Annotated in this window: 18 protein-coding genes; 8 read left to right on the top strand and 10 right to left on the bottom strand. The window is 45.6% G+C overall.

Annotated features, from left to right (window positions below; translation table 11 throughout):
• Positions 1–20: 20 nt before the first annotated feature.
• Entirely contained in the window at positions 21–1,064 is a 1,044-nt protein-coding gene (gene pstS, locus QJR74_RS15120) for a phosphate ABC transporter substrate-binding protein PstS (protein WP_304372618.1), read from the bottom strand.
• Positions 1,065–1,373: 309 nt separating this feature from the next.
• Complete coding sequence (gene cpxP / locus QJR74_RS15115) at positions 1,374–1,838, bottom strand: cell-envelope stress modulator CpxP (RefSeq protein ID WP_304372617.1); 465 nt, start codon at positions 1,836–1,838, stop codon at positions 1,374–1,376.
• Between the two features lie 151 nt (positions 1,839–1,989).
• Here cpxP and cpxR point away from each other — a divergent pair, with 151 nt between their 5' ends.
• From cpxR to trmL, 3 genes are read left to right on the top strand one after another with little or no spacing between them, the layout of a single operon-like run.
• A complete protein-coding gene (gene cpxR / locus QJR74_RS15110; protein ID WP_048913000.1) occupies positions 1,990–2,688 on the top strand; it encodes an envelope stress response regulator transcription factor CpxR in 699 nt (232 codons plus the stop codon).
• On the top strand, positions 2,685–4,061 hold the full coding sequence (cpxA, locus tag QJR74_RS15105; RefSeq protein ID WP_304372616.1) for an envelope stress sensor histidine kinase CpxA: 1,377 nt from the start codon (positions 2,685–2,687) through the stop codon (positions 4,059–4,061). Before cpxR ends, cpxA begins: the two co-directional genes overlap by 4 nt.
• 35 nt (positions 4,062–4,096) lie before the next feature.
• Positions 4,097–4,570 carry a tRNA (uridine(34)/cytosine(34)/5-carboxymethylaminomethyluridine(34)-2'-O)-methyltransferase TrmL gene (trmL, locus tag QJR74_RS15100; RefSeq protein WP_304372615.1) on the top strand — a complete coding sequence of 158 codons (474 nt, stop codon included), beginning with the start codon at positions 4,097–4,099 and terminating at the stop codon, positions 4,568–4,570.
• Between the two features lie 19 nt (positions 4,571–4,589).
• Here trmL and cysE read toward each other — a convergent pair whose 3' ends face one another.
• The 5 genes from cysE to QJR74_RS15075 all read right to left on the bottom strand — a co-directional run bounded on the left by cysE (position 4,590) and on the right by QJR74_RS15075 (position 7,689).
• On the bottom strand, positions 4,590–5,408 hold the full coding sequence (gene cysE / locus QJR74_RS15095; RefSeq protein ID WP_304372614.1) for a serine O-acetyltransferase: 819 nt from the start codon (positions 5,406–5,408) through the stop codon (positions 4,590–4,592).
• 63 nt (positions 5,409–5,471) lie between these two features.
• Positions 5,472–6,482, bottom strand: a complete 1,011-nt coding sequence (gene gpsA / locus QJR74_RS15090; protein WP_304372613.1) for an NAD(P)H-dependent glycerol-3-phosphate dehydrogenase — start codon at positions 6,480–6,482, stop codon at positions 5,472–5,474.
• Positions 6,483–6,487: 5 nt separating this feature from the next.
• Complete coding sequence (gene secB, locus QJR74_RS15085) at positions 6,488–6,949, bottom strand: protein-export chaperone SecB (protein ID WP_048913005.1); 462 nt, start codon at positions 6,947–6,949, stop codon at positions 6,488–6,490.
• Positions 6,950–6,985: 36 nt separating this feature from the next.
• Positions 6,986–7,240, bottom strand: a complete 255-nt coding sequence (gene grxC / locus QJR74_RS15080; protein ID WP_092677310.1) for a glutaredoxin 3 — start codon at positions 7,238–7,240, stop codon at positions 6,986–6,988.
• A 17-nt stretch (positions 7,241–7,257) separates the two neighbouring features.
• Complete coding sequence (locus tag QJR74_RS15075) at positions 7,258–7,689, bottom strand: rhodanese-like domain-containing protein (protein ID WP_304372612.1); 432 nt, start codon at positions 7,687–7,689, stop codon at positions 7,258–7,260.
• Positions 7,690–7,927: 238 nt separating this feature from the next.
• Between QJR74_RS15075 and envC the strand changes: the two genes are divergently transcribed.
• The 5 genes from envC (at position 7,928) to rfaC (ending at position 13,191) form a co-directional block, all read left to right on the top strand.
• A complete protein-coding gene (gene envC / locus QJR74_RS15070; RefSeq protein WP_304372611.1) occupies positions 7,928–9,229 on the top strand; it encodes a murein hydrolase activator EnvC in 1,302 nt (433 codons plus the stop codon).
• 1 nt (position 9,230) lies between these two features.
• The gene (locus QJR74_RS15065; RefSeq protein ID WP_441007619.1) at positions 9,231–10,112 is read left to right on the top strand and encodes a divergent polysaccharide deacetylase family protein; all 882 of its coding nucleotides are present in this window, start codon (positions 9,231–9,233) and stop codon (positions 10,110–10,112) included.
• A 109-nt stretch (positions 10,113–10,221) separates the two neighbouring features.
• Positions 10,222–11,151, top strand: coding sequence for an ADP-glyceromanno-heptose 6-epimerase (gene rfaD, locus QJR74_RS15060; RefSeq protein WP_304372610.1), 930 nt, complete (start codon positions 10,222–10,224; stop codon positions 11,149–11,151).
• A 19-nt stretch (positions 11,152–11,170) separates the two neighbouring features.
• Complete coding sequence (gene rfaF, locus QJR74_RS15055) at positions 11,171–12,232, top strand: ADP-heptose--LPS heptosyltransferase RfaF (protein ID WP_304372609.1); 1,062 nt, start codon at positions 11,171–11,173, stop codon at positions 12,230–12,232.
• Entirely contained in the window at positions 12,220–13,191 is a 972-nt protein-coding gene (gene rfaC / locus QJR74_RS15050) for a lipopolysaccharide heptosyltransferase RfaC (RefSeq protein ID WP_304372608.1), read from the top strand. The genes rfaF and rfaC overlap by 13 nt, the downstream gene beginning before the upstream one ends.
• Before the next feature lie 216 nt (positions 13,192–13,407).
• On the opposite strand, the gene waaZ is transcribed toward rfaC, so the two are convergent.
• From waaZ to QJR74_RS15035, 3 genes are read right to left on the bottom strand one after another with little or no spacing between them, the layout of a single operon-like run.
• Complete coding sequence (waaZ, locus tag QJR74_RS15045) at positions 13,408–14,190, bottom strand: 3-deoxy-D-manno-oct-2-ulosonate III transferase WaaZ (RefSeq protein WP_304372607.1); 783 nt, start codon at positions 14,188–14,190, stop codon at positions 13,408–13,410.
• A 6-nt stretch (positions 14,191–14,196) separates the two neighbouring features.
• Positions 14,197–14,913 carry a lipopolysaccharide core heptose(II) kinase RfaY gene (locus QJR74_RS15040; RefSeq protein WP_304372606.1) on the bottom strand — a complete coding sequence of 239 codons (717 nt, stop codon included), beginning with the start codon at positions 14,911–14,913 and terminating at the stop codon, positions 14,197–14,199.
• A 10-nt stretch (positions 14,914–14,923) separates the two neighbouring features.
• Positions 14,924–15,967, bottom strand: coding sequence for a glycosyltransferase (locus QJR74_RS15035; protein ID WP_304372605.1), 1,044 nt, complete (start codon positions 15,965–15,967; stop codon positions 14,924–14,926).
• Between the last annotated feature and the right edge of the window lie 11 nt (positions 15,968–15,978).

Raw genomic sequence — 15,978 nt, 5'->3', positions numbered from 1 at the left:
TAATTGTCGTGCAGAGAGAGTTAAGGATAAATGGCTTTACCTTCCTCTGTCGTAATCGTTTTTTTCCACGCATCACGGACTAATGTTACGACCGATTCGGGCAGTGCTGCGTAGTCTAAGCTATTAGCTGTTTTCGCGCCTTGTTGGTAACCATAATCAAAAAACTGTAAAACCGCTTTCGCTTTATCCGCATTAGCCGGTTTTTTGTAGACTAAGACGTAGGTGGTTGAGGAGATAGGCCAAGCATTTTCTCCGGCTTGATAAGTCAGGTCTTGTGCAAAACTCTGCTGCCAATTTGCTCCTTTCGCCGCATCGCTAAATGATTGCTCATTAGGCGCAATAGCTTTGCCTGCGGCATCGACCAATTTGGTAAAGGTTAGATTATTTTGCTTGGCGTAGGCGTATTCGACATAACCAATGGAGCCTGGTAGACGCTGAACAAAGGCTGCCACACCATCATTACCTTTACCGCCCAGACCAACTGGCCAATTAACGGTATTACCTTTACCAATTTTAGTATTCCACTCTTGATTCACTTTCGCTAAATAACTCGTGAATACAAAAGAGGTTCCCGATCCATCAGCTCGACGAACAACATTAATATTTGTCGCAGGTAATTTCAGTCCTGGATTTAGCGCGGCAATTTCAGGATCGTTCCAACGCGTGATTTTACCTAAATAAATATCTCCGGTTGTTTTACCATCTAGAATTAACTGGCCAGGTTTAATCCCAGGTAAGTTAACGGCAAGGACTACGCCACCAATTACTGTAGGAAATTGGAAAAGTCCATTTTTCTCTAAATCGGCTGCACTCATTGGGGCATCAGAAGCGCCAAAATCGACGGTTTTAGCGATAATCTGTTTAACGCCTCCAGACGAGCCGATTCCTTGATAGTTCACTTTACTGCCGTTGGCTTTGTAATAATCTGCAGCCCAACGAGAGTAGACCGGTGCAGGGAAAGTACCACCAGCGCCAGTGAGATCAGTTGCGGCAAATGCCGAAACGGTAGTCAATGCTAAGGTAACTGCTGTGAGGTGAGTCGCCATCTTACGCTTGAATTTCATACTCTCTCCAAAAGACCGATTCAATTACAACCTAAGGGGTGTTGCCGTTAAATTAGGTCAATTGAATGACACGAAGATGTCATTTTTATGACAGAAATATGACAGCCACATTCGAGTGAGAATTTTTGGCTGGAATTACTCTTAAGAGGTCGCCAATAAGTTTATAGAAAGGATGGTCAAAGAGACAGTTGGTGATGCAAATGATAAAAAAAACCCCTCATTACTGAGGGGGAAGACAGGGATGGTGTCTATGGCAAGGAAAAAGGTATGACATACTACTGGTACTACCATACAGCCAACACAATGTGTTCACTGTAATTCATTGATATCGCATAATTGATCAATGCGATATTCGTAATTCTGCTGTACTTGCTTTTTTTGGTCTGGCGTCAACAGTCCGTAAATTTGATTACGTACGTGAGCCATCTCGACTTGAAACTTAACTTGCTGGTCCGCTATTTTTTGCGCTTGGTTACGAACAGCTGTTTCATCAAAATTTTGGGATAGAGTCAACTGCTGCATCGCTTTCAAATCACCAATCTCAGTAGTTGAATGTCGAAAACGGAATTGATCAGTTAAATCGCGCATTCGTTGCCGTTGTGATTCACTCAGTTCAATACCATCGAACATATGTGATTGAATGCGTTGCGTCAGGCTATCATTCATTGTGCAAGGTTGGTGTATCTTATCTTTAAGAGGTGTTTCGACCTCTTGAGCGAACCCTGTAGAGACAATAAATAAAGAGGATATCGCGATAGCACAAAGATGACGCATTTCACTGTTCCTCATAGCAGTTGTCGTTTGAAGCATTGGGGGGTAGTCTAAGCGAGTTGCTGCAAACATCCGTCAGGGGGTGTAAAACTAAGTAAAGTGATAAACACGTTGCCATGGAACAAGGTATTTTTGCTGCCGAAGAGGAGAGATCATGAATAAAATTTTACTCGTTGATGATGACCGTGAACTAACGTCACTGTTAAAAGAATTACTAGAAATGGAAGGCTTTGATGTCACCGTCGCGGGTGATGGTGAGCAAGCGTTATCCTTGATGGACAGCAGCATCGATCTATTACTTTTAGATGTTATGATGCCGAAAAAAAATGGGCTCGATACATTAAAAGAATTACGCCAACAACATCAAACGCCTGTCATCATGCTTACCGCTAGAGGAAGTGAGCTGGATCGTGTTCTCGGCTTAGAACTGGGTGCCGACGATTACCTGCCAAAACCCTTTAACGATCGTGAGCTCGTTGCGCGAATCCGCGCCATACTTCGTCGTTCAAATTGGAGTGAGCAGCAACAAGTACAAGAAAGTAACTCCCCTACGTTGAAAGTGGATGAATTACGTCTGAATCCAGGCCGACAAGAAGCAAGTTTTGATAATGAGTCACTCGAGCTCACAGGGACTGAGTTCACCCTACTCTATTTATTAGCACAGCATTTAGGCCAAGTCGTCTCTCGTGAACACCTTAGCCAAGAGGTACTGGGTAAACGCTTGACGCCTTTCGATCGTGCTATCGATATGCATATCTCTAATCTACGTAGAAAACTCCCTGAACGACGCGATGGACACCCATGGTTTAAAACGCTTCGTGGACGTGGCTATCTAATGGTTTCTGCAACATGATTGCTAGTCTGACTACCCGTATTTTTGCGATTTTCTGGCTAACGTTGGCTCTTGTGCTGATGCTAGTCCTGATGGTTCCCAAACTTGACTCGCGACAAATAACCTCGTTACTCCCAAGCGAACATCGTGAGGGAGCAATGGTTGAACAGCACATCGAGGCCGAGTTACGACAAGACCCTCCCAATGACCTTATGTGGTGGCGACGTCTTTATCGGGCGATTGATAAATGGGCGCCTCCTGGTCAGCACTTACTCCTGGTCACCTCAGAAGGTCGGGTCATTGGTGCACGCCATAATGAAATGCAAATTATTCGGAATTTTATCGGGCAGTCAGACAATGCCGATCATCCTCAAAAGAAAAAATACGGCAGACAAGAGATGGCGGGCCCCTTCTCTATTGAGGACGGAGAGGATAATTATCAGTTATATATGATCCGCCCAGCCAGTAGTTCACAGCTTGATTTTGTTAACCTGTTATTTGATCGCCCTTGGTTATTACTCTTGGTTACTATGTTAATTAGTACCCCTTTACTATTATGGTTAGCCTGGAGTCTTGCCAAACCTGCACGTAAGCTTAAATACGCAGCCGATGAGGTCGCCAGCGGTAATCTCCGCCAGCATCCCGAGCTGGAATCTGGCCCTCAAGAATTTTTAGCTGCAGGCGCCAGTTTTAACCAGATGGTCAGTGCACTTGAGCGTCTGATCAAAGGGCAGCACCGCCTACTTTCAGATATTAGCCACGAATTACGTACGCCCCTCACCCGATTACAACTCTCAACAGCATTATTACGTCGCCGTGCCGGTGAGAGCAAAGAATTGGAGCGTATTGAAATTGAAGCACAACGCTTGGATGGAATGATTAACGACCTACTCGATCTTTCCCGCACCCAGCATAAAAATGCGTTAGTGAGTGAAGTCTTACGGGCTAATCAATTATGGAAAGATGTTATTGAGGATGCACGCTTTGAAGCTGAGCAGATGGGCAAGAAAATGGATATTCCTTATCCTCCCGGTGCATGGCCTTTGTATGGTAACCCACATGCTTTAGAAAGCGCCGTTGAGAATATCATCCGTAATGCTTTACGTTATTCCAACTCCGCTATCAGTATTAGCTTTTCTGTTGATAGAGCGGGCTTAACCTTACATGTCGATGACGATGGTCCAGGCGTTGATCCACAGGATCGCGAACAAATATTCCGTCCTTTTTACAGGACCGATGAGGCACGTGACCGGGCTTCAGGTGGGACTGGATTAGGCTTGGCTATTGTGGACACTGTGATTCAACAGCATCACGGGCATGTTAAAGCTGAAGATAGTCCACTAGGGGGGTTACGGTTAACTATCTGGCTTCCGTTATACTCAGCGAAACAATAATTTGCTATGCTGCGGCTCTCGAAGAGGGAGCCGTTATGATTAATATCGTTTTATTCGAACCAGAAATTCCACCCAACACCGGCAACATCATTCGCCTCTGTGCGAATACGGGATTTTCCCTGCATATCATCGAACCTCTAGGCTTTACGTGGGACGATAAGCGTTTGCGCCGTGCAGGATTAGATTATCACGAATTTACCGCCGTCAAAAAGCATGCTAACTACGAGTCTTTTCTCGCCGCTGAACAGCCTGCAAGACTATTTGCCCTCACGACCAAAGGGACACCGGCTCACAGTGCGGTAAGTTGGCAAGCGGGTGACTATCTTATGTTCGGACCTGAAAGTCGCGGTCTCCCCGCCACCATCCTTGATAACTTACCGCCACAGCAGAAGATTCGTATTCCTATGGTAGAAAATAGCCGTAGTATGAACCTTTCAAATTCAGTCGCGGTCGTCGTGTTCGAAGCCTGGCGCCAGTTAGATTATGCTGGTGCGCTATTAAAGGAATAAGCCCACAACACAGCTCGTATTAAATTCCGTCACCGTACTCAAATCCCATTGCCCCAGTAAAATGTTGATCCATTTCCATTGAGGGCTTTTGGCTAGTCGGACGCCCCACAATTCTTGCGGGAATTCCGGCTACCGTGGTGTGAGGCGGTACGGCCATTAATACCACTGATCCTGCTCCAATTTTTGCCCCTTCGCCGATTTCGATATTCCCTAATACTTTTGCCCCAGCGCCAATCATCACCCCTTCTCGGATTTTGGGATGACGGTCACCAGAGGTTTTGCCTGTTCCCCCCAGCGTGACAGATTGCAGTATCGATACATCATCACTGACTACGGCCGTTTCGCCGATCACGATACCTGTCGCGTGATCCAGCATAATGCCACAACCAATCTTCGCCGCTGGGTGAATATCCACACCAAAGGAAACGGAAATTTCGTTCTGTAAATAAACGGCTAATGAGCGACGGCCTTCACGCCACAGCCAATGACCAATACGGTAAGCTTGTAGCGCATGAAAGCCTTTAAGATAGAGTAAAGGCGTAGAGTATTTATCCACTGCGGGATCGCGCTGGCTCACTGCCATAATATCGCGGACAGCAGACATGATCATACCTGGATCTTGACGGTAAGCTTCTTCAACAATATCGCGAATCGCAATGGCCGGCATGTTGGCATTCGCCAACTTATTCGCCAACATATAACTCAACGCACTGCCTAAGTTATCGTGCTTTAATAGCGTGGCATGGAAAAAGCTGGCAAGCATGGGTTCGCCGGATGCCAACTCACGTGCTTCAGCGAGGATTGCTTCCCAAATTTGCTCAAGCTCTTCCGAGGACATGACATGCTCCTGATAAAAAACGCCCGAATGGGCGTAATAATAAAATGTAGTAAGCGTACGTACTTACTGACGTGATTCATCTTTACGTTCTCGACCCAGTAAGGCAATGGCTGCGTCTTGAGTGGGTTTCCCACAATAGAGAACTTGATAAATTTGCTCAACAATAGGCATTTCTACCCCAACGCTTGCCGCAAGAAGGTAAACTTCTTTTGTATTACGATAGCCTTCCACAACTTGACTGATCGTCTCTTGCGCGTCTTCAACAGACTTACCTTGCCCCAGTAACATCCCAAAGCGTCGGTTACGTGACTGGTTATCTGTGCAGGTTAATACTAGATCGCCTAAACCCGCCATGCCAGTGAAGGTCTCTGCTTGCGCACCTAATGCCAAGCCTAAACGAGACATCTCCGCGAGGCCCCGAGTAATCAAGGCAGTACGCGCATTGGCACCAAATCCCATACCATCAGACATCCCCGCACCGATCGCGATAACGTTTTTCACCGCACCACCTAATTGCACACCGGTCATGTCATTATTGCTATAGACTCGAAAACTTTTCCCACAATGCAGTTTCGTCTGTAAGTCTGTCGCAAATTGCGCGTTCTTCGATGCTAAGGCAATCGCCGTCGGCATACCTGCAGCAAGCTCCTTGGCGAACGTTGGCCCAGAAATCACAGCTAAGGGAATATCGGGTCCCAAAATTTCTCTCGCGACGTCTTCAAGTAAACGCCCCGTCTCAACTTCTAATCCCTTAGTTGCCCACACGATACGAGTATCAGGAAGTAACATTGGGGCAATCTGCTTTAATACCTCACCAAAGACATGACTTGGTACGACAATTAAGAGATCACGACTTTGCGTAACGGCTTCGTTAAGTTGAGAGGTTAATACAAGATTATCAGGAAAAGGGACATCGGAAAGGAACTCAGCATTACAACGCTGTTCACTTAAACGAGCGATATGGTGCGGGTTATGCCCCCATAACACCACTGGATAACCGTTACGGGCTAAGGTTATCGCTAAAGCGGTGCCGTATGAACCGGCACCGAGAACACTTACACTTGCTTCACGCATGGTGATTAAGCATCCTGCGCGACTTCACCACCTTCTTGCTGCTGAAGGTAGTTCATAAAAAGTGCATCAAAGTTGACAGGTGCTAGGTTCAATTGTGGGAAAGTACCACGCGAAACCAGAGCCGAGATGCATTCACGCGCATAAGGGAACAAAATGTTAGGGCAGTAAGCACCTAAGCAATGAGCCATTTGCGAGCCTTCGATTCCTGAAATGGTAAAAATACCCGCTTGCTGAACTTCACATAAGAAGGCGGTATCTTCACCAACCGTTGCGGTAACTGTTACACGAAGTACAACTTCATAAATCCCTTCAGAAAGTTGCGTCGATGCCGTATCGAGGTCCAACTTAACATCAGGCTCCCACTCTTTTTGGAAAATTTGTGGCGCATTCGGGGCTTCGAAAGAGATATCTTTAGTGTATACACGCTGGATCTGGAAAGTCATTTCGTTTGGGTTTTGTTCAGACATGGTACTCAATCCTTTAAAACAAAATTACGCCTAACGTTAGGCATTCAGTAATGGGTCTAGTTGTGCACGCTGTTCCAATGCAAACAAATCATCGCACCCGCCAACATGAAGCTGGTCGATAAAAATTTGTGGCACCGTCGTACGCTGACTACGATCTATCATCTCTGCCCGTTTTTCGCTGTCATTATCGATCGCAATTTCGTGGTATTTCACACCTTTTTGATCCAGTAATGCTTTTGCACGATGGCAAAAAGGGCAGGTTTGTTTAGTGTAGATATCAATGGATGCCATAAAAGCCTCTTTAAAATCTATTTGCCACGGACTAATGGAAGGTTTTCGCTGCTCCAACCACTAATACCATCTTTTAATACAGATACTTTTTCGAATCCTGCTGCATTAAGTTGTGCTGCAGCATCTCCAGCACTCTGTCCCGTTGCACAAACGACAATAATAGGCTGTGATTTGTACTTTTCGAGTTCTGTGAAATTGCCTTTCTTTATTTCATCACTACTTACTTGGAGTGCACCTGAAATATGGCCACGACGAAAATCATCACGCCCACGAACATCGACCACGACGGCGTTCTCTTTATTAATTAGATGAGTCGCTTCCCCACGCCCAATCAGTTTAACTTTAGAAAATAGCCCCTTAAAAGTGGTAAAAACGACTAATACCAGCAATACTACCCAAGCAAGGCTCAGGATAAGGTGGTTATGTACAAATTCCATAATATCTTGCATAAGAAAAACAACTCCGAGAACGATCTACTATAAATGTATCCGCGCAGTGACAACGCACCGCGTAGTTGGAACAACATTACAAAATGGGAATTATCTACTGTAATAACCTTAGATGGCCCCTTTCGCACTGCCGAATTCTTACCTATTATCTGATTATGCCATTAATATAGGCCGTACACTATAAAACCCGAGCGTAGCTCTAGTAACCTGTGAAACATCATGGAATAATCTCAGCCTTATGACGGAAAAAAAGCGTTTCACTTTATCTCTTTCAGCTCGGCACAATTCGATTTTGCCTGTTCAATTTCGCCTTTTACCGCTGACGTCCAGCCTGCTGCTCTGCGCGGGGCTACTCACCTTGCCTATTTCTAGCCATGCTGATGATAATCAGTCAGCACTTCGCTCTATTCAGCAAGATATTGCGGCCAAAGAGCGTAGTGTTCAAGCACAAAAACAACAACGTGACGAATTATTGGGTAAATTACAGAGTCAAGAGAAGCTGATTGCTCAAGCCAGCCGCCAGTTACGTGAAACGCAACTTAATTTAAATAGTATTAACAGCGATATCCAAGAGCTTACCGATTCAATAGAGGAGCTTCTCCGTTCCCAAGCCCATGAAGAAAAGGTTCTTGCTGAACAACTTGATGCGGCCTTTCGTCAAGGCCAGCATAGCGGTATTGAACTTTTACTCAGTGGTGAAGACGGCCAACGCAGCGACCGGATGCTGACCTATTTCCGGTATCTTAATACCGCACGTCAAGAAAATATCGAGTCATTAAAACAGACCCGTGCCGATTTAGCGGATAAGAAATCGCAGCTTGAAGTGCGTCAACAGCAACAACAAGCCCTTTTCACCCAACAAAAAGCGCAGCAAGACCAATTGCAGTCAGCCCAAAGCGCACGGCAAAAAACCCTACAGCAATTGAATGCCTCATTACAAAGAGACCAAGCCGATCTCGCTGAAATGCGACAAAACGAAAACCGCCTACAAAACCAGATTGCCCGAGCTGCTCAGGAAGCTAAAGCTCGAGCGGCCCGAGAGGCAAGAGCTGCAGAACAAGTCAAACAACGTCAAGCACAAGCTCAAGCAAAAGGGTCAACTTATCGTCCGACTGAAGGTGAAAAAGAACTTATTGCGCGTACGGGTGGCTTAGGTCGTGCCAATGGCCAATATCCTTGGCCTATTCATGGTCGCTTGATACATCGCTTTGGCGACACGCTACAAGGTGAATTACGCTGGAAAGGGTTAGTGATTGGTGCAGCGGAAGGCTCGGATGTTCGTGCAATTGCTGATGGCCGTGTATTGATGGCAGACTGGTTACAAGGTTATGGGCTAGTCGTCGTCATTGAACACGGTAAAGGGGATATGAGTCTTTACGGTTACAATCAGAGTGCATTAGTAAACGTTGGCCAACAGGTCAGAGCGGGACAAGCCATCGCACTTGTCGGTCGTAGTGGGGGACAAGGCTCGCCCGCACTTTACTTTGAAATTAGACGCCAAGGGCAAGCAGTTAACCCATTAAGTTGGTTAGGAAAATAATGTGCGAAAATTATTTAACTCTCTTATTTCCATCGGTTTATTAACATTCGCTTATACCACCTATGGCGGACAGTTAGCGCTGGTTATTGACGATTTCGGTTATCGCCCTACCGAAGAGCATAAAGTGATCGCTCTGCCTAACACTATTTCTATCGCCGTATTACCTGACGCCCCACATGCTCGCTCTATGGCGACTCTCGCCCATCAGGCAGGACATGAAGTACTGATTCACCTTCCAATGGCTCCGATGAGCAAGCAGCCCCTTGAAGTGAATACATTGACCCCTGAAATGAGCCTCACTCAGGTACAAAGTATTATTGAACGTGCTATCCGCCAAGTACCCTATGCGGTGGGGTTAAATAACCATATGGGAAGCCGGATGACCTCCAGCTTACCTGCTATGCAAAAAGTAATGAGCGTACTTAACCACCATCAGCTCTATTTTCTCGATAGTGTCACGATTGGGAATACCCAAGCTGTCAACGCTGCACGGGGAACCACAGTGAAAGTATTGAAGAGAAATGTATTCTTAGATGATACTCAAAACGAAGCGGATATCCGCTACCAATTTCAACGTGCGGTTAAGTTAGCCCAGCGTAATGGCTCGGCAATCGCCATTGGACACCCGCACCCCACGACGGTAAGAGTTTTACAACAACTTCTGCCTACCCTGCCCGCTGATATTAAATTGGTGAAATTGAGTCAGTTGCTCAACCGTTCTGCGACGGCGACGGCCACCCACGCGTCGTCACCACCAAGCCTCGCTGCGCATTGCCCTCGTACCCAGCCTCTACGCCAGCTCCACCCTGTAGAAGGCGTTATGATTATTTACACGTCGGTACGCGACAGTAAATTCATAAAAAATATCAAAGCATTATTCTAAATCAGGCCGCCGCTTCGGCGGCTTACTGCCATCCTATGGTTAAGATGGTATGATTTAGGGTAGTTAACTCGAATAGTGATCGAGTCTCGTCTTAGTCGAAAGGTGATTTATGATTATTGTAACTGGTGGCGCCGGCATGATCGGCAGTAATATCGTAAAAGCGTTAAACGATCGCGGTCATAACGATATTTTGGTGGTAGACAACCTCAAAGATGGCACTAAGTTCATTAATCTGGCTGATCTTGATATCAGCGATTACATGGATAAAGAAGAATTTTTAATGAGTATTGTGGCCGGTGATGATTTAGGGCCGATTGAAGCTATTTTCCACGAAGGTGCGTGCTCAGCAACCACTGAGTGGGACGGTAAATATATGATGGATAATAATTACCAGTACTCTAAAGAATTACTGCATTTTTGTTTAGAGCGTCAAATCCCCTTCTTGTATGCATCCTCAGCGGCCACTTACGGCGGACGTGATAGTGATTTTATAGAAGAGCGTCAGTATGAATCGCCACTGAACGTCTATGGCTATTCTAAAATGCTATTCGACCACTATGTTAGGAGCATTCTTCCTGACGCTGACTCACCAGTGTGTGGATTCCGTTATTTTAACGTCTACGGCCCTCGCGAAGGCCACAAAGGTAGCATGGCCAGTGTCGCCTTTCACCTCAATAACCAGATTAATCAAGGTGAAAATCCTAAGCTTTTCGCGGGTAGCGAGCAATTCAAACGCGATTTTATCTATGTCGAAGATGTGGCTGACGTAAACCTCTGGTGTTGGGAAAATGGTGTTTCAGGTATTTTCAACTGTGGTACAGGTCATGCCGAGTCTTTCCAAGTCGTCGCTGATGCCGTTCTAGCCCATCACCAGCAAGGTGAAGTGGAATATATTCCTTTCCCAGACAAGCTTAAGGGCCGCTATCAAGCCTATACTCAAGCTGATCTGACTCGTCTTAGAAATGCAGGTTATACCAAAGCCTTTAAAACCGTAACTGAAGGCGTAAGCGACTATATGCGTTGGTTAAATAAGCCTTAAGAAAGTGGAAGCCTTATCGATGAAAATATTAGTGATTGCGCCATCGTGGGTGGGTGACATGATGATGTCGCAAAGCCTGTACCAAACGCTGAAAGTACAGTGGCCACAAGCAGAAATAGATGTAATGGCTCCAGCATGGTGCAGGCCACTCCTAGCGAGAATGCCAGAGGTTAATCAAGCGATCGCAATGCCTATTGGCCATGGGAGTCTAGCATTGGGCGACCGGTATCGACTCGGTAAGGCACTTCGTGATAACCACTACGACCACGCTTACGTTCTACCTAACTCTTTCAAATCGGCTCTGATACCTTGGTTTGCAGGGATCAAACGTCGTACAGGATGGCTAGGTGAGATGCGTTATGGCTTATTAAACGATCATCGTCGTTTAGATAAAACCGCGTTTCCTTTGATGGTAGAACGCTATATCGCTTTAGCCTACGAACAAAACAAAGCGACTCATGCTGCGGATTTACCAAGACCCCTTGCTCGGCCAACACTGGTTGTTTCGGAGCGTGAAAAACTAGAAACTGCCGCTCTTTTTTGTCTGCATGCCGATCGTCCGCTCATCGGTTTTTGTCCAGGGGCAGAATTCGGGCCAGCGAAGCGCTGGCCTGACTACCATTATGCTGAACTCGCTAAACAGCTGATTGCAAAAGGCTACCAAATTGCACTCTTTGGCTCAGCCAAGGATAATGAAGCTGGCGCTGAAATTATCGCACGACTGACCCAAGACGAAGCGGCACACTGTACTAACTTAGCAGGTAAAACTGAACTTGATCAGGCGGTAATCTTACTCGCTCAGTGCCATGGAGTGGTCACTAACGACTCTGGATTAATGCATGTTGCTGCAGCCCTAGGACGACCATTAGTCGCGCTGTACGGCCCAAGTAGTCCAGACTTTACGCCGCCATTAACTGACAAAGCTCATATTATTCGCTTAATCACCGGTTACCATAAAATTCGTAAGGGTGAAGGGGAGCAAGGCTATCATCAAAGCCTTATCGATATTACGCCAACGAGAGTTTTCTCTGAGTTAGAAACGCTATTAGCCACGGTTCAGGAGCACGAATGCGTGTCTTAATCGTCAAAACATCATCCATGGGCGATGTTATCCATACCCTACCCGCGTTAACCGATGCACTACAGCAAATTCCGACTATCCGTTTCGATTGGGTCGTTGAAGAGGGTTTCAGCCAGATCCCTTCTTGGCATCAAGCTGTTGATCGCGTCATACCCGTAGCTATCCGCCGCTGGCGGAAAAATTGGTTTCGTCGCGATATCCGAGAAGAGCGTCAGCGTTTTTACCAGCAGCTCCAGAGCGTTCATTACGATGTCATTATTGATGCACAGGGGCTGATCAAAAGTTCTGCTTTGATCACTCGTAAAGCCCTCGGTACCAAACATGGTTTGGATTGGCAGAGTGCCCGCGAGCCTCTTGCCAGTTATTGGTACGACCGCAGTCATCGGCTGAGTAAACACCAACATGCGGTGGAGAAAATTCGAGCGCTATTCTCAGTAAGTCTTGGCTATCCACTTCCAAAAACCCAAGGTGATTATGGTATCGCCCAGCATTTTACCAATGTCCTCCCCGCAGATGCTAATCACTATCTTGTTTTTTTACACGCGACAACGCGCGATGATAAACATTGGCCAGAAAGTGCTTGGGAAACCTTGATTGACTTGGTTGTGGCAACAGGTCTTAAGGTAAAATTACCGTGGGGATCAGCTATCGAGCAGCAGCGAGCAATTCGACTGGCGAAAGGGCGCCCTCAAGTAACAGTCTTACCTAAGCTCTCACTGAGTGAAGTCGCCACACAACTTGCCGGCGCTAGAGCGGTTGTCTCGGTTGATACTGGGCTGAGTCACCTAACCGCAGCATTAGACCGTCCGAATGTGACGTTATATGGCCCAACAGACCCATTACTGATTGGCGGGTATGGTAAGAATCAATATGTGATTAAAGGACAGCCTAGCGGGAAAATGAGCGAAATTCAGCCTACCCAAGTCCTCGCAAAACTAACCGATATCGGTTGTATTTAAGGTTCGAGGCTTCCTAATTATATGGGGGCCTTATAACACAAGGTTTTTATCGATTAAGCCCATCGCTAATAGTCATTCACGTCAAGCTGGTTGCTGTGGCGGTAACTTTTATCTTGTAGACGCTTAGAAAACTATCTATCAAATTTCATCATGGCAAAACTTCACGCGGAGAAAGTCCCTGAGATCGAAATAGGCTGGGAACGCTAATCAATAGCATTACTCATCCTTTTCATGTACTTGGTCTATTCGGGGAATTACATCATAAGGAACCGCTGTCGATGTAGAAAGGGTATAAAGTGGTGGATTAATTTTCTCCCTCATAAAGCGTAATACCGCAATAATTTTCTGCGTATCTTGGCCTATCTCTGAGGGCATTGCCGCCTCATCGGGGCGTTCATAAAAACGTTTCCCACCCGATGTTAAGTCAAAACCAGCGCAAATAATTTTAGCGTAATGTAAAGAGTAAGCTAACTGAATCGCGGCATAAGCAACCGTCTTACAGTTACAGTAGCCAAGCGTAATGTCTTTAGAAAACCCCTTCATTCTTTTCTTTCTCGAGAAGGGAACATCCATTACAACAGCCGGATGCCGAGCGCAAAAAAGCGCATACTTGAGCTTTTTTAAGGGGCCTGATTTTTCTCGTTTATAAAGCTCTTTTAAAATGAAACAGTGCTCAATTAGCCAGTCTTTTAAGTCAGCGGGAGCAGCTTCGAAGACTTCCTGATTGATGAAGGTGAAGGAGCTCTCAGCCACGTGTCGCTTGAACTCTTCAAATCGCTGCAGCGGAAAGCGACCATCTGTCACCAAATAAATAAAGGGTCTGACCCCATTGTCCAATAAATAGCTCGCCGAACCATTAACTGCGATAATATCCGTAACGCATAACTGCGAAATTGAAACCTCTGAGGCAGATGGTCCGGAGAGAAAAATAAGGCACGTGGAGTGCCTGCGCTGTTCGCGTAAGTCGGAAAGTTGTATCGAGTTAAAAAATGAGATCATAACCGCTTACACTGAACGCCCAATTAAGCGCCCCTTAAAGGCCTTAAATTTTTTTCGAAATTGTGACTTCCGCTTTACCCATTGATATGAAAAACCCCGATGAAAATCACTGATTCCAAAGTGTCTTTCCAGATCGATAAAGTCTTTTGCCGCACGAAAGCGTGAGTAATTTTTACCCGATAAATCAATGATTCTCACTCGCCCATTAGAGAGTAAAAAATTTTGCTTATGTGCATCATCAAAAATAACATGGTGTTGATGCAATTCTTTGACGCTCTCTAACACTTCCGACTTTATTGTTTCAGTCAATTCACCTTTAGCCGCTAAAATATCCATTTCTACACCGGGGATATATTCAATAATCATGATGAAACGGCTCGCGAAATTAAAAATTTTAGTCTCGGCAAGTAGATGAAAATCATTGGGTGAAGTCACATTCCGTTCGCGAAGCATCGCGGTTTGCTTGAAGAGTGTTAGATAGTAATCACCACGGAAGAAGGACTTTAAAAAGCGCTCATTACGCTTTTCCTTAGGGGTAAATACTTTTAAGACGAAAAGCCTGCCGTCTTTTTCCACTAAGCTCACTTTAGTGTCAGGGATACTTCGGAATATTTTCAACGTCGTTAAACGAGAATGAAGAAAATCATCCAACATACTGATGAAAAAACGATCATCACCGTTTGTATAAACGGTGTAGCCTGCAAGTTTGGATTGATTAACCATAGCTATCTATTTATCGCCGAGAAAGTAGTTTACGGAGTAGGTATCTAAAAAAATATCCATATCCTTTTAGTGTTTGCTTCTGATGAATCAGATGCTTATAACAATAACGGTATTGATATGTTGACTGAGGTTGCAACAGAGGCTCCTCTTTCCATGGAGACTGTTCTTTTGCCACCTGAAATGCCTGTGCATTGGGGTATTGTGCCCACAAATGCCAAGGCTTGGTCGGCCCGATAAAATGCATAAAAACACATGAAGCCATAGCGTTTTTACGCTTCGCATCATTGAGCTCATAATTAAGGCTATATTGAGTATTATAAACCCTATCTAGGAATATTTTCTTATCAACTAGCGCTAAATTTAGCAGATCTTGGTCGTAAAAGGTGAGTTTAGCTTGACGTTCTGGGTTAGCAACTAAGCGCAGGATATGCTCATAAACCGCTTCGGACCGCCAAGTAACAAGATTTATCAGCATTACCCCGGAATTAAAGTATCCCTGCGCAAGAGCATTACACCCGAGCACTTCTGCTTGATGCACCCACCATGTTGCATCGCGTTCAGGTACTGCGGCAACCACCTTATTATTGAAATCGAAATCGAGGAGTGGGCGAATATCTCTTTGGCAGACCACATCCGCATCAAGATAAAGCATGGTCGAAGCAGTCTGAGCCATTACCTCAGCCATGATAAAACGATAGTAGATCGCCGATGACCATAATCGATTAGTCGGGAGTTGAGCGAAATAATCATTATCCAGAGTATAAAGCGTTATCTTTACTGCATGTTGCTTAGCAAGCTCAACTATTTTTTGCTGATTAAGCTGCGGTATATCATTACTGAAAAGATGAAAGTGAAAGCGGATAGACGGGTTATTGACCGCGACGGAAGCCATTGAAACTTCACTGCCTAATAAAAAGTCACCATCTGCCCCCCATCCAACATGGAGCTGGACGTCATCGTCATTGACTGCGCAAGGGTCAATGGTAATTCGTTGTTTGATCGCCTTTTCACATGCCAGTAACGACATGATTGACAATGTTTTTTCAGCAGTCATAGCACGACTCA

This window comes from Tatumella ptyseos, assembly GCF_030552895.1.
Taxonomy (GTDB): domain Bacteria; phylum Pseudomonadota; class Gammaproteobacteria; order Enterobacterales; family Enterobacteriaceae; genus Rosenbergiella; species Rosenbergiella ptyseos_A.
The sequence above is the reverse complement of the archived record's forward strand: the minus strand, read 5'-3'. Positions and strand labels throughout refer to the sequence as shown.